The sequence below is a fragment of the Komagataeibacter diospyri genome (genome assembly GCF_043995075.1).
Taxonomy (GTDB): Bacteria; Pseudomonadota; Alphaproteobacteria; order Acetobacterales; family Acetobacteraceae; genus Komagataeibacter; species Komagataeibacter diospyri.
On record NZ_CP171836.1, the window covers coordinates 1828078 to 1839390 of the forward strand.

Sequence of the window (11313 nt, forward strand, 5' to 3'; positions counted from 1 at the left end):
CAGACCGGTTTGTTCCGCAGCAGATAACAGGAACGCAAATACCTGCCCATCATACAGGCTGACAAAAGAAATCCCGGCACCCCTTACGCATATTCTGTCGCGTTATCACGGCTGCCGGGATTTCATATCGTGTTACGGTGTCTTGGGAAGCTGCTTGCGCATCTTTTCAACCTGATCCGCAGTCACACCATGGTCACCACTGCCGAACGTGGCGGTCACGTAATTGACCAGTGCAGCGACCTCGGTATTGCTCAGGCGCTGCACATCGGAACCATGGTCAAAGCCGGGCATATAGGCATGCAGCCCACCTGCCGTCCGGTCCACACCATTCAGGACTGTCATGATCAGGTCATCCGGATGGGCAGACCCAACAACCGAATTATGGAACAGCGACGGCGCATAATGATCACTGGTGCCCGCACCGTTACCCCCATGACAGGCCGCACAGTTCGCATCATAAATATGCGGGCCGCTCATTTCATCGAGCCTGTCGATCCGTGTCAGCTCACCCGAACGGATATCCGGCACATCAAGCGCCTGTCCGAACCCTTCACGTGGTCCATGTTCAGCCTCGTCTTCCTTGGCCGGGACCTGAAGAATGTAGGCGGCCAGGGCATGCAGGTCATCATCGGTCAGGTGGCTGGTGCTGTGTTCCACCGCCTCACCCATCGGCCCTGCGGCCTGACTCAGCCCTGCGACATGGCCGGTCTTGAGATAGGTGACAAGGTTATCCTCGCTCCAGTTGCCAATGCCGCTTGTCTTGCTCGACGTGATATTGGGCGCATACCAGCCCAGCAGGGGCGCTCCAGCAAGGAAGCTGTCTTCCTTCTCGCTCAGCATCATGTTGCGTGGTGTATGGCAGGTTCCGCAATGCGCCAGGGCATTGGCAAGGTACCTGCCACGGCGCATCTTGTCATACGTGGCGGAATCTCCGGTTTCAGGCGTGACGCTGCCCGCGACAAGGTTCCACACCGCCATGGTGATACGCAGGTTGGCAGGGAAGTTCAGTTCCGTCACCGGCGGCGTTACGGCCACCGGCTTCACCCCATGCATGAACCACGCATACATGGCCTTCACATCATCATCCGTCATGCCGGAATACGAAACATATGGCATTGCGGGATAAAGACGGCTGCCGTCACGGCGAAGGCCATGGCGCACGGCCTTTTCAAAATCCTCTTCCGTATATTTCCCGATGCCATGGTCGGGGTCCGGGGTGATGTTGGTTGATACCACATCTCCCATGGGCGTGGTAATGCGCAAGCCCCCGGCAAAGGGCTTGCCCCCTGGCGCGGTATGGCAGGCGACACAGTCACCGGCCGTCGCGATATATTCACCACGCGCCGTAAGCTCCGCCGAAGGTTCAGCCGATGCGGGCACCGATGGAGTGGCCGTGGCCAGAGCCGGGGCCGACGATGGGGGGGGTGAAGGCTCATCCGCCCGCACAGGCGTTGCGGACAGGGAAGCAAGGGCTGTGCCCGTGACCAGAACCGACCACAGGATCTTGCGTTTGACGTCAGGCATGGGTCAGTTCTTTTTTAAGTGTATCAGCAACACGCAGGGCAAGTGCTGCAACCGTCAGGGTGATGTTGCCGGTTCCGACCGATGAAAAGACGGACGAACTCGCGATGAACAGGTTTTCATGGTCATGTGTGCGGCAGAAACCGTCGACCACGGAATCCTTGGGGTCTGTGCCCATGATGGTGCTGCCGGCGGGATGGTCCTGCGGAAAGTAACCCGGTGTCCACTGCTCGTCCGTGCCATGCATGAGACCGATCAGATCCTTGAACAGGCCACGGGTATGGTCGCAGCTTTTCACCGTATATTCAGGCAGCTTGTAATAGACTTCCGGGTGCGGAATACCCAGCGCGTCCTTATATGTGGCACTCAGCGTCAGCCGATTATCCGGATCGGCCAGCCCTTCGTTATGGCTGAACAGCCGCACTGTGTGGGAAGCAAGATAGCGGATCTGCTCCTCCAGTTCACGCCCGACATATCCCTTGGAAATGGCGAGTGCGGTTGCAAGGTCCACCTGGTTGTCATCCACCATGTGTACCAGGTACGCCCCCCGTTCGTTGCGCCAGTCACCGTCACGGAAATTGTCGATCACGTTGGTTTCAAGCGGGCCACGGCCGGGCCACAGGGCCTTGTCACCACTGATGAACGTCACCTGCACGCCGGTATGGTCCATCATGTTGCGACCGACATGACCGGAACTGTTGGCGATACCGTCGGGGCTCTGTTCATCAGCTGAGAAGAGCATAAGCTTCGCAGTTTCGATGCAGTGCGCCGCGATGACGAAATACTTGCCGGTCACACGGTGGGACCCCCTGTCGGGATCGTAATAATGCACCGCCGTCACGCGCCTGTTCGCGCTGTCACGTTCAATCCGGTATACTACCGCGTTGGGCACGAACTTCGCCCCTGCCGCTTCGGCATGATAGACGGAATAGCTGCCGTTGTACATCGCCCCGATGGGGCAGATCGGCATGCAGTTGTTATGCCCCTCGCAGGTCGGTCGGTTATCATAGGGCCGCGTGTTGCGGGCCTGCGGTTCATGCACGACGCGGTACGGGGTCTTTTCCCGGATCAGGTTGCGAAACTGTTCCGCTGCATAGGAAATGGGCAGCGCGTCCATGGGATAAGGCTGCCTGCGCGGCGAACCGAGGTCTTCCACCGCCGGGTCCGGGCCGCAGACGCCCATCATCACCTCGGCCTGGTAATAGAACGGCTCAAGGTCGTCATATTTCAGCGCCCAGTCACGGCCCTGCCCATAACGGGTTTTCAGTTCGAAGTCCGACGGCAGGTAGCGCCACGCGCACCCGGCCCAGTGCCATGTCGTGCCGCCCATCATGCGCAGGTAGACCTGCTGGTAGGCTTCGGCGTCCGGCCCTGTCGTATGCAGGTATTTGTTGGGCGTTATCTGGTTGGGCGGATGTTCGGCCCATGGCACACAGGGGAACGGCCCCTGATAGGAGGGCTTGTTTTCCAGATTGCGGAAATTATCGACAAAATGCTGGCGATCGACACGCGGACCGGCTTCCAGCACGATGACGGAAATACCCGCGCGCGCCAGTTCATTGGCAATGGAACTGCCAGCGACGCCGGATCCAACGATCACGACGTCAGCGGAAAGATCTTGTTCGGAAGGCATGGAGGATGCTCCGGATATCAGGTGGGTTCTACAACGAATTTCGAAGGCGAAAGGGCAGGTTCGCCAGTTGGAACGGCCACTTCCGGTGGGGTCTGGGTCCAGTAGAACGGCCCGCCCGCAGCGTAGGTCTTGGGATAGATGGCATCCTTGGTGATGTCGAACATCAGCGCGGAGCGGTACACGACCACCTTTTCATCCGCAACGCCACGGTACCAGCCTGTCATGATGTCATGAATGACATCCTTGAATACGGGGTCGCTATGTTCGGCCGCAGTGGCCAGCGCACGCGCGCTGTCGAATTTGCCGCCCGCCATCAGGTCATGCAGCTTCTGTATCTGGTCCCGGCGTTCAGGATTTGCCTTGGTGATGCGGGCGTACAGCGCGTTGCTGATACGGGCATCAAGCGCGTCCCGGTCGGTCAGGCGGTGCGACAGGGCAAGGAACAGCGGCGCGACCGCATCTTCCGCCCCTGCTTCCGGGGTAGCGGCAACGCCCCGGTCCGCGCCCAGCACCACGGCGGCGGCCCCCATCACACCCAGCAGCATGTCACGACGTGACATGCGCAGCGCGCGGTTCATCCGTATGGCATTGGGGGTGGACAGGTGAATACTGGTGGGAAAACTGGGCTGGTCTGCAGCCATCTGGCGTCGCCTCTCATGCATGTTGGTCCAGCAGGAATGCCGGGAAAACAGGCATGACCATGCAGGATGCAATAATGGCACCACCGATACCGCCACTTACGCCGGGTCCGCAACCTTTTATACTCCCAGCTTAACGTATAGCAGCTTCACGTTCAGCGAGTAAAAAGCGGCGAAACCGCTATACAGACATGTTTTGCAAACATATCCGCACGATTTGATACACCACACACGCCATAGTCGGTCACGTATCATTTACGCCATCCCATGCGGAACGCCACCACGGCAGGAACGATACCCCACGGGACACGATAAACATGCATATATCCCACATCATTACTTGTCCGCGACAATGTTCCTGCAATCCCAAGACATGAAACATCATGTATTGACATGCCTGCGCCATTTACTCAGGCCCGAACCGTCAATATGCAGTCTCTTCCCGCAGCAAGGGATTCAACCACCGCGACAATATCCCTCCCCCCGATTATGCCTATCCGCGACGAAGGCATCCCGCTAGCGGCACCCGGCACGGAGCCATCCGCCCATGACGTTGGAAATCCCATTGCGCTGCACGTGATCTTCCCTGACTGTTGCCCCGCAACAGGCCGGAACAGGATCCATGCTGACACGCAGACAGACCATGACGGGCGCCCTGTCGGGCATGGCGGTCATGACAACACGCCAGGCTTTCGCCGCCGCCGCACTGGTGCCCCTGCCCTGCGTCATGGCGCATCGTGGCGCATCCGCCCTGCGTCCCGAACACACGCTGGCCGCCTATGCCAGGGCAATCGCCGATGGGGCCGATTACATCGAACCCGACCTTGTGCCGACACAGGATGGCGTGCTGGTTGCCCGTCACGAAAGCCACATTACCAACACCACGGATGTCGGCAGCCACCCGGAATTCGCCGAACGCCGACGTACGCAGATTATTGATGGCGCAACCTTAACCGGCTGGTTCACCACGGATTTCACACTGGCCGAGCTCAAGACCCTGCGCGCGCGTGAACGCCTGCCCGACATACGCGCGGCCAACACGCGCTATGACGGGCATTTCGACATTCCGACGTTCGAGGAAATAATCGATTTCGTGGCAGCCGAAGCCGCTACCCGTGGCCGCATGATCGGGCTGATACCCGAAATCAAGAACGCCACCCACTTCCACCAGCTTGGCTTTAAGCCGGAAGAAACATTCCTGCGCACCATCGCGGCGCATGAATACACCCGCTACTGCCCGCTGGAGGTCCAGTCCTTTGAAATAACCCCCCTGCGCCAGCTTCGCGGACGGGTTCAGGCCATCAACCCGCAGACACGCCTCATGCTGCTGATGGGGGAACGGACAGAACACGTTCCCGACATGGCAGGCACCGCCACACCGCTTACCTTTGGTGATCTCATGACCACTGACGGTTTACACCGCGTGCGGGAATATGCGGATGTGATCGGCCCATCCAATGCGGACATCATACCGCGTGATGCAACCGGCGCATGGCGTGCGCCGACATCACTGATAGAGGACGCGCATCGCGCGGGCCTGCTGGTACATTCCTATACTTTCCGGCCCGAAAATCGTTTCCTGCCCGCGCACCTGCGCAATGACGCGGGGGACAACGCCCGCAACCCGCAGGGATCAATCGCGGAAATCCGGCATTATCTGGATCTGGGGCTGGATGGTTTCTTTACCGATGATCCCGCCATCGGTCAGCTTGCCCTGCGCGGCTAACCCCATCAGGCGCGGGCGGCAGGCTGCCTGCGCACAAGACGGGTCGCGATGATCATGACCGCCAGCGTCACTGCCCATGTCATGACCTGCACCCCCATGGGCCGGTCGGAATAACCCAGCAACGCCTTGGCCGCACGTCCGATCATGCTGCCATCGGACAGCAGCCACGATGTATCCCAGACCTCGTAACCAAGGGCGGGGATCAGGTCATCCCCCGCCAGCAGGCCCGCTGCCTGACTGGCCATGCCCGCCGCGAGAAAGGCGATCAGCAGTCCCGTCACACTGAACAGGCGACTGAGCGGAATGACGATCAGTCCCCGGTATAGCAGCCACGACAGCGCCGCCCCCGCCGCAATGCCCAGCGCGCCGCCAGTCAGCATGGCCATCGGTCCCGAATGGGTCGAAACCGCGATGCCATACAGGAACAGCACGACCTCCACCCCTTCGCGCAACACGGCGACAGCCACGACAACGGACATGGCGGCCAGCGAGCGTTCACCAGACACGACCTCCGCCCCCAGTGTCTTCATCTCGCCCGCCATTTCGCGTCCGTGACGGGTCATCCACACCGTATGCCAGCCCAGCATCAACACCGCGATACACAGGATGGTAGCGGAAAACACATCCTGCCCGTTACCAGACAGGGCCGCGGACAGGCTGCCGGCGAATACGGCCACAATCGCGGCCCCCGCGACACCCGCCGCAATGCCACCGGCAACCCAGCGTCCACGCCCCGGAATACCCTGTGTCGCCGCCAGCACGATACCGACAATCAGTCCCGCTTCCATGACCTCACGAAAGACGATCAGCAGACTTCCCAGCATGTTTCAGGGCTCCTGTGTCACGGTAACGGTGCCCGTTGCCTGGTCGGGGTGGTAGTCGTCAAAGAACTTGTAGGTCCCGGGATGCAGCGGACCCGCATGCACGGTGATCGTGCCGCCCGAGACCACGATCTTCTCGAATTTCAGGTCGTAGCTTTCGAATTCATCCGTCGTGTCATCATGATTATCCAGCACGATCAGGAAGCGCTGTCCCGCCGGGACCGTAATATGGTCGGGGGTGAAATGGTGGTCCTTTACCTCCAGATGCACGGGGTCCATCGCCCTTGCTGCCGGTGCAAGCACGAGCGCCGCAAGCCAGGCACATGACAGAACGATTACGTAACGCATACGGCACACTCCAATAACGGGCGCATGTTATGCGATTTATTATCACTGTCAATTATACCCGCCAGCCCGCATGCCAGTACATCTTCCCCAGCAATACGGATCATGCATAAGGGATATGTGCGTCAAAAAAGATATACATTGTTGACATCTTTTTGGATGACAATAAAGGTGTAGATATTATACATCTTAAAGGATCTCACACATGGCATCGCCCCTGGATGACAAGACCCGCAGCATCATCAAGGCCTGCGTACCCGCACTGGAAGCGCACGGCCTGACGATCACGACGGAAATGTACCGTCGGCTGCTGGCCAATCCAGATATTCGCGATCTGTTCAACATTTCGCACCAGAAGGACGGGGAACAGCCAAAGGCGCTGGCGCTTGCAGTGCTGGCCTATGCCCGCAACATCGACAACCTCGGCGCCATGGCCGGTGCAGTCGAACGGATTGCGGAAAAGCATGTCGGGCTGAACATCCTGCCTGAACACTACCCATATGTTGCCGATGCCCTGCTGGGCGCCATCGCCCACGTACTGGGAGATGCCGCCACCCCCGAGATCATGGATGCATGGGGCAAGGCCTACTGGTTTCTCGCTGAAATCCTGATCGGACGGGAAGAACAGATTTACGTGGCCCATGCCGCGGCCCCCGGTGGCTGGGTTGGCTGGCGTCCCTTCCGTGTCAGCCGCCGCGTGGAAGAAAGTGAAACCGTCACCTCGTTCGAACTGACGCCCGAAGACGGGAAACCCGTCATGCACCATGTGCCGGGGCAATATCTCAGCTTCCGCCTTGACGTGCCGGGGCATGGGTCTGAACGCCGCAACTACAGCATTTCCTCTGCACCCGGTTCCCGGTCCTACCGTATCAGCGTGCGCCGTATCGACAATGGCGTGGTCTCCGACTGGCTGCATGACCGTGTGAAGGAAGGCACGGTGCTGCAGGTTTCCGCCCCGGCGGGTGATTTCACGCTGGGCAACCCGACCCCAACCTCCATCGTGTTCCTCAGCGCGGGCGTTGGCCTGACCCCTTTCATTTCCATGCTGGGCGCGCTGGGGGCAGGAGCGGCCAAAGCACCCGTGCGCTACATCCACACCACCCGCACCCCCGCGACAGAAGCCTTTGGCCCCTATATCCGTGACCTTGCGGACAGGGGTCTGCTGTGCGCTGATATATTCTACAGTCGGGCAACACCGCAGGCGTCGCAGCACGCCACGGGCGTCACCACCCATGCAGGCCGCATGACACAGCCATGGCTTGCGCAGGAAATCGACCGGGCCGCGACCTGGTACATCTGTGGTCCCGACGGTTTCATGCGCGATACCATCGCCACGCTGAAGGCGACGGGCGTGCCCGAAAGTCAGATCCGGTATGAGTTCTTCGGCTCGGCGGCGGATTCAACACTGGCCGGATAGCCATGGCGCACACCATCCGCGTCAGGCGCGTTTATGACCCGTCCGAACCCGATGATGGCAGTCGCGTACTGGTGGACCGGCTGTGGCCCCGTGGGGTCAGCAAACAACGCGCAGACCTGACGCCATGACTGAGGGATATCGCCCCCCGGCACCGGACTGCGCCAGTGGTTCAGGCGCGCCCCGGCGCGATGGGACGGATTTCAGGAACGCTATATCGCGGAACTGCAGGCCAGTCCCCAGACGATGCAGCAATTGCTGGACATGGCGCGCGCAGGCCCCCTCACCCTGCTGTATGACGCGCGTGACACGCAGCATAACGAGGCGGTTGGCTGGCAGCCTGCCTGCGTCACCTGCTGGACCATACAGCCTGAACCACCGCGCCACTTTCCTGTGCCACCATGACAGAAGGCATGTTTCCCGACCCGACAGGTCGCGGGAACATGCTTTTTTTCGTGTGCATATGCCACGCCATCACGTGACGGCAGGGGAACCAAAACCACGGGCGTTCCTTAGCAGAACATCGGCGCCGCCCTGACCGGCACATTATTCCTGTGCCGCTGGCTGCCCGTCACGACGGGCCTGTCGGGCGGGTCTGCATCACCTGCTGAAAGGACCACGTATCATGATTACCGTGCATCATCTGGACAATTCGCGTTCACAACGGATCCTGTGGCTGCTGGAGGAACTGGAAATTCCCTACGATATCCGGTTTTACAAACGCGACCCCAGGACCATGATGGCCCCGAAATCCTTGCGCACCATCCACCCGCTGGGCAAGGCCCCGGTCATAACGGATACGGACGGGAACGTGACGCTGGCAGAAAGCGGGGCGATCATCGAATACATCATTGATAAATACGGCGATGGCCGACTGGCTCCTGCGCGCGGCACACCCGAATACATCCGCTTCATATACTGGCTGCATTATGCGGAAGGCTCCGCCATGCCGCCGCTGCTGCTCAAGCTGATATTCGGGTTGCTGCCCAAACGCGCGCCCCTGCCACTACGTCCCTTCGCCTTCCTGATTGCCTGCGGGGCACAGGCGAAATTCATCAGCCCGCAGGTCAAGCTGCATATGGATTACTGGGAACGCAGCCTGTCGGAGAGTGAATGGTTTGCGGCCAATGACCTTACCGCCGCCGACATCCAGATGAGCTTCCCCCTTGAAACCGCCGCCGCACGCGCAGGGGCCACGAACGGGCGGCCCCATGTGGCGGCGTTCCTGCGCCGTATCCATGACCGTCCCGCCTATCAGCGCGCCCTGCTTCGGGGCGGGAAATACGCCTATGCCAATGCCGGGAACAGTCCCGCATCCTGACCAGCTTTCATCCCTCATGCCTGTTTGAAACAGTCAGATCATGACGGCACCCTAAAACTCAAAAGACGTTTTTGGTGAAGCTTTTTCCAAAAAGCCTCACAGAACGACGCCTTTTTGAAAAAAGGCGGCACCAGAAAATTTTGTATTTTTTATCAATTGTTTATTTCAAGACGATCTTTTCAGTGCCGGTTGGGTCATGGTTTACGCTGCGCGCAAGTTCGTAGTAAGTGCGCGGGCAATCCCATCCGCCCGAGGTTCCATGATTCGTCTTGATAACATCACCAAGCATAACGGCCAGCGCCTGGTCTTTATCGAAGCCTCGGCCGCCCTGCAGAAGGGGGAGAAGATCGGTCTGGTCGGCCCCAACGGGGCAGGCAAGACCACGCTGTTCCGCATGATTACGGGACAGGACGAACCTGATGAGGGCAATATCCTGATTGATCGCGGGGCCACCATCGGCTTTTTCAGTCAGGATGTCGGTGAAATGGCCGGACGCAGCGCCGTGGCCGAAGTCATGGATGGCGCGGGCGCTGTGTCCGAAATCGCGGCTGAACTGTCTGAACTGGAAGCGGCCATGGCCGACCCCGAACAGATGGACCAGCTTGACAGCATCCTCGAACGCTTTGGCGAGGTACAGGCCCGTTTTGAGGAGCTGGGCGGTTACGCGCTGGACAGCAAGGCGCGCGAGGTACTGCACGGCCTTGGCTTCAGTCAGGACATGATGGATGGTGATGTGGGTCGACTGTCGGGCGGGTGGAAAATGCGTGTGGCCCTTGCGCGCATCCTGCTCATGCGGCCTGATGTCATGCTGCTGGATGAACCGAGCAACCATCTCGACCTTGAAAGCCTGATCTGGCTGGAACAGTTTCTGGCGGGTTATGATGGCGCACTGCTCATGACATCGCATGACCGGGCTTTCATGAACCGTGTCATCAACAAGGTGATCGAGATTGATGGCGGCAGCCTGACCAGTTTTTCCGGCGATTATGAGTTCTATGAACAGCAGCGCGCCCAGAACGAAAAACAGCAGCAGGCCCAGTTCGACCGCCAGCAGGCGGCACTGGCCAAGGAAATCAGTTTTATCGAACGCTTCAAGGCCCGTGCCTCCCACGCGGCACAGGTGCAGAGCCGTGTAAAAAAGCTGGAAAAGATCGATCGCGTCGAACCACCCAAGCGGCGACAGGCGCTGAGTTTCGATTTCCCGCCCGCCCCCCGATCGGGCGAGGACGTAGTCAAGCTGCGCGGCGTGGACAAACGGTATGGCGAACGCGTCATCTACCACAACCTTGACCTGCTGGTCCGCCGCAGGGAGCGATGCTGCATCCTTGGCGTCAATGGCGCTGGCAAGTCCACACTGCTCAAGCTGGTGACAGGTACGACACAACCCGATGCGGGCACGGTCACACTGGGGGGCAGCGTGAAGATGGGCTATTTCGCCCAGCACGCCATGGACCTGCTGGATGAAAGCCGCACAGTGTTCGAAACACTGGACGACGCCTTCCCATTGGCCAGCCAGGGATCGCTGCGCGCCCTTGCGGGCAGCTTCGGCTTTTCAGGCGATGAGGTGGAGAAAAGCTGCCGCGTGCTGTCGGGGGGCGAAAAGGCGCGGCTGGTCATGGCGCTGATGCTGTTTGACCCGCCCAATTTCCTTGTGCTGGATGAGCCGACCAACCATCTGGACATCGCAACCAAGGAAATGCTCATCAACGCGCTGGCCCAGTACGAGGGCACGATGCTGTTTGTATCCCATGACCGGCACTTCCTGTCCGCGCTGTCCAACCGGGTGCTGGAACTGACACCTGATGGCATCCACCAGTATGATGGCGGCTATAGCGAATATGTCGCCCGCACCGGGCAGGAAGCACCGGGGCTGCATGCCTGATCACGGGTGCGT

At 59.8% G+C, this 11313-nt stretch carries 9 protein-coding genes and 1 pseudogene; 5 read left to right on the forward strand and 5 right to left on the reverse strand.

The features are described 5' to 3' along the window. Positions 1–132: 132 nt before the first annotated feature. From ACE2AA_RS08655 to ACE2AA_RS08665, 3 genes are read right to left on the reverse strand one after another with little or no spacing between them, the layout of a single operon-like run. Complete coding sequence (locus ACE2AA_RS08655) at positions 133–1524, reverse strand: c-type cytochrome (protein ID WP_395369451.1); 1392 nt, start codon at positions 1522–1524, stop codon at positions 133–135. Beyond that, positions 1517–3154 carry a GMC family oxidoreductase gene (locus ACE2AA_RS08660; protein ID WP_141300787.1) on the reverse strand — a complete coding sequence of 546 codons (1638 nt, stop codon included), beginning with the start codon at positions 3152–3154 and terminating at the stop codon, positions 1517–1519. Before ACE2AA_RS08660 ends, ACE2AA_RS08655 begins: the two co-directional genes overlap by 8 nt. Before the next feature lie 17 nt (positions 3155–3171). Beyond that, a complete protein-coding gene (locus ACE2AA_RS08665; protein WP_141260780.1) occupies positions 3172–3795 on the reverse strand; it encodes a sorbitol dehydrogenase family protein in 624 nt (207 codons plus the stop codon). 619 nt (positions 3796–4414) lie between these two features. Between ACE2AA_RS08665 and ACE2AA_RS08670 the strand changes: the two genes are divergently transcribed. Next, the gene (locus ACE2AA_RS08670) at positions 4415–5518 is read left to right on the forward strand and encodes a glycerophosphodiester phosphodiesterase family protein (RefSeq protein WP_141300789.1); all 1104 of its coding nucleotides are present in this window, start codon (positions 4415–4417) and stop codon (positions 5516–5518) included. A 5-nt stretch (positions 5519–5523) separates the two neighbouring features. Here ACE2AA_RS08670 and ACE2AA_RS08675 read toward each other — a convergent pair whose 3' ends face one another. Together ACE2AA_RS08675 and ACE2AA_RS08680 are read right to left on the reverse strand one after the other, a co-directional pair. Then, positions 5524–6342 carry an FTR1 family protein gene (locus ACE2AA_RS08675; RefSeq protein WP_141300791.1) on the reverse strand — a complete coding sequence of 273 codons (819 nt, stop codon included), beginning with the start codon at positions 6340–6342 and terminating at the stop codon, positions 5524–5526. Positions 6343–6345: 3 nt separating this feature from the next. Then, entirely contained in the window at positions 6346–6687 is a 342-nt protein-coding gene (locus ACE2AA_RS08680) for a cupredoxin domain-containing protein (RefSeq protein WP_193557659.1), read from the reverse strand. Positions 6688–6889: 202 nt separating this feature from the next. Between ACE2AA_RS08680 and hmpA the strand changes: the two genes are divergently transcribed. The 4 genes and pseudogenes from hmpA to ACE2AA_RS08700 all read left to right on the forward strand — a co-directional run bounded on the left by hmpA (position 6890) and on the right by ACE2AA_RS08700 (position 11301). Further along, positions 6890–8101, forward strand: coding sequence for an NO-inducible flavohemoprotein (hmpA, locus tag ACE2AA_RS08685; RefSeq protein WP_395369454.1), 1212 nt, complete (start codon positions 6890–6892; stop codon positions 8099–8101). Between the two features lie 2 nt (positions 8102–8103). Next, positions 8104–8472 (forward strand): annotated as a pseudogene (locus tag ACE2AA_RS08690) (DUF488 domain-containing protein). Positions 8473–8723: 251 nt separating this feature from the next. Beyond that, positions 8724–9419 carry a glutathione S-transferase family protein gene (locus ACE2AA_RS08695; protein WP_162851930.1) on the forward strand — a complete coding sequence of 232 codons (696 nt, stop codon included), beginning with the start codon at positions 8724–8726 and terminating at the stop codon, positions 9417–9419. 259 nt (positions 9420–9678) lie between these two features. Then, positions 9679–11301 carry an ABC-F family ATP-binding cassette domain-containing protein gene (locus ACE2AA_RS08700; protein ID WP_141260818.1) on the forward strand — a complete coding sequence of 541 codons (1623 nt, stop codon included), beginning with the start codon at positions 9679–9681 and terminating at the stop codon, positions 11299–11301. The last annotated feature ends 12 nt before the right edge of the window (positions 11302–11313 follow it).

Bases quoted from the DNA above. Each gene is read 5' to 3' on its own strand.
- ACE2AA_RS08655 (WP_395369451.1), bottom strand. From the start codon at position 1,524: ATGCCTGACGTCAAACGCAAGATCCTGTGGTCGGTTCTGGTCACGGGC.
- ACE2AA_RS08700 (WP_141260818.1), top strand. From the start codon at position 9,679: ATGATTCGTCTTGATAACATCACCAAGCATAACGGCCAGCGCCTGGTC.
- ACE2AA_RS08680 (WP_193557659.1), bottom strand. From the start codon at position 6,687: ATGCGTTACGTAATCGTTCTGTCATGTGCCTGGCTTGCGGCGCTCGTG.
- ACE2AA_RS08665 (WP_141260780.1), bottom strand. From the start codon at position 3,795: ATGGCTGCAGACCAGCCCAGTTTTCCCACCAGTATTCACCTGTCCACC.
- ACE2AA_RS08660 (WP_141300787.1), bottom strand. From the start codon at position 3,154: ATGCCTTCCGAACAAGATCTTTCCGCTGACGTCGTGATCGTTGGATCC.
- hmpA (WP_395369454.1), top strand. From the start codon at position 6,890: ATGGCATCGCCCCTGGATGACAAGACCCGCAGCATCATCAAGGCCTGC.
- ACE2AA_RS08675 (WP_141300791.1), bottom strand. From the start codon at position 6,342: ATGCTGGGAAGTCTGCTGATCGTCTTTCGTGAGGTCATGGAAGCGGGA.
- ACE2AA_RS08670 (WP_141300789.1), top strand. From the start codon at position 4,415: ATGCTGACACGCAGACAGACCATGACGGGCGCCCTGTCGGGCATGGCG.
- ACE2AA_RS08695 (WP_162851930.1), top strand. From the start codon at position 8,724: ATGATTACCGTGCATCATCTGGACAATTCGCGTTCACAACGGATCCTG.